The 1,692-nt window shown below is 56.7% G+C and carries 1 protein-coding gene; it reads right to left on the bottom strand.

The genetic code is table 11. The features are described from left to right. Positions 1-1,692: hypothetical protein (locus MPJ51_RS11800; protein ID WP_298386631.1), on the bottom strand; the 1,692-nt coding region annotated here is incomplete at both ends.

Genomic DNA, 1,692 nt, shown 5'->3' on the forward strand with positions numbered 1-1,692 from the left:
AACATCGGAATCGCGGAACGCGAGAATTTCCTGGACTTTGACATTGTCGAGCAGGCCACCCTGCCCGCCATTTGTGCTCGCATCCCGCAGTTCAAGCTGCGTTGCCTCACCCGGCGCACCTTTGACGCGGAAGGTGTAGGTTGTCCAATCTGTAGGGCTGTCATTGTCAAGAACGCCGATGACTTCCCCATTCCACAACACTTCTACGGCAAGGTTGCTTCCAGACAGTCCAGAATGCGTTCTATAATCTACTGAAATCTGATAAACGGCGTTTTCACGTGTACCAATGTCTTGGCTAACGCTTGAACTGCCATTAACGGCCAGTTCAAGAAAGGTGCGGCCCGAGTCTGTTTCGAGACCATTAATACCATCCGTCAGCAACTCTGCTTCTGTGCCTTGTGCGATGGTCCAACCTTCCGGTGTCCCAAACGTAAAGCCAGAGGCCGGTCTGGATTCGGCACCCGCTTCGAAGCTGCCATTGGCGACCAGATTAACACCCAAATCATCAATATCTGGCGTGACTCGGTTGATGTTCTCCTCCGTGCCGCCATTGCCGGTAAAGATGATATTGCCGCCACCGGCAGCGTAGACATGATTCTTACCATCGCCGACAAGCACCAGATTGAAGCCGCCAAATGCCCGTACGTCGTTATCCCCGTTACCGGTCAGAACAATATTCGCACCGCCAAACGCATCAATCTGGTTGTTGCCGTGGCCGGATAGTACGGTGTTCACGCCGCCATAGCTTTTGATGATATTGTCACCGTAGCCCGCCTGAACGATATTCAACCCGCCGCCAACGGTCACATCATTATGGCCATGCCCGACGGAGACAACGTTTACGCCCCCGAACGCATGCACCACATCATTCCCGTCGCCGCTGTCGATCTGCTGACCGCCAACGCCGATTGAATAGATCGCGTCATTGCCCGAGCCGGTGAATGCAGAAACACCAAAACCGCCCGCATAGATGTGGTTGTCACCGCCACCGGCCTCGATGCTGGCACCGAACACCTTGACCGAAATCGTATCGTCGCCATCACCGACAATGACCGAACCGCCCAGGGCCTGAAGGTCGACATAGTTGTCACCACCCCCGAGATCGAGAAGCCCCACGCCTGCGCCAACGCGTGCGTAGTCGTCTCCCTCACCAGCTGTCAGCCGCGCGCCGCCCGCTTCGACGTTGAACACGTTGTCGCCGGACCCGGCATTGATCTCGGCGCCCAGCGCCCGAACGTTGATGAAATCATCGCCGCCATTGGTGTTCAGGTTGATACCAACAACGTTTGCGTTGATCGTGTCATCTCCATCGCCGACATAGATGGAACCGCCAATTGCGTAGAAGTTCACGACGTTGTCGCCATGCCCCAGATCCGCGCTGCCGCCAGCGACATACAGATTAAGCGTATCGTCCCCGGCGCCGGTGCGCACGGTCGCGCCAAGCGCGTGCAGATCGATCCGATCGTTGCCGGCACCCGAATCGACATCGGAACCCGCTGCGCTGATGAAAATGGTATCGTTACCAGCGCCCGATCTGACGGACGTATTGATCCCGCTGACAGTGATGGTGTCGTTTCCGCCTCCGGTGGTGACAAACGAGCCCGCGCCACGGGAAATGATCGTGTTGTTGCCGCCCGTGCTGGTAACATTGATGGTGAAGACGCCAAGGCCTTCGATATAGTCATCACCACG

The sequence above is a fragment of the Ruegeria sp. genome (genome assembly GCF_028066395.1).
Classification (GTDB): domain Bacteria; phylum Pseudomonadota; class Alphaproteobacteria; order Rhodobacterales; family Rhodobacteraceae; genus Ruegeria.